This is a genomic window from Citrobacter sp. VF227, from assembly GCF_052950715.1.
In genome coordinates, this window is the sequence record NZ_JBRFVF010000351.1 from 1 (window position 1) to 478 (window position 478).

A 478-nucleotide genomic window follows, 5' to 3' on the forward strand; every position below is an offset into this window, starting at 1 on the left:
CCTTGTTGATCGCGACGATCACCTTGGAGTCCTACATGCCGGCCAGGTGCTGGATGGCACCGGAGATACCGACGGCGATGTACAGCTGCGGTGCGACGATCTTGCCGGTCTGGCCGACCTGCATGTCATTTGGCACGAAGCCGGCATCGACGGCGGCGCGGGATGCACCGACCGCAGCGCCGAGTTTGTCGGCCAGCGAGTACAGGTGCTTGAAGTTGTCACCGTTCTGCATGCCGCGGCCGCCGGAAACGACGATCTTGGCAGCGGTCAGTTCGGGACGGTCGGACTTGGCCAGCTCTTCGCCGACGAACGCGGACTTGCCCGCATCGCCCGTACCGGAGATCTGCTCAACCGCAGCCGAGCCACCAGTGGCGTTCACGGCATCGAAACCGGTCGAACGCACGGTGATCACCTTGATCGGCGCGACGTAGTTTGTTCGCGCCATCTCCTGTGCGAAATCTACGGGGATCACCACCAC

Annotated in this window: 1 pseudogene; it reads right to left on the reverse strand. The window is 63.4% G+C overall.

The window, feature by feature from the left end:
• Positions 1-34 precede the first annotated feature (34 nt).
• Positions 35-478 (reverse strand): annotated as a pseudogene (locus tag ACU8YC_RS26705) (electron transfer flavoprotein subunit alpha/FixB family protein); the annotation flags it as partial.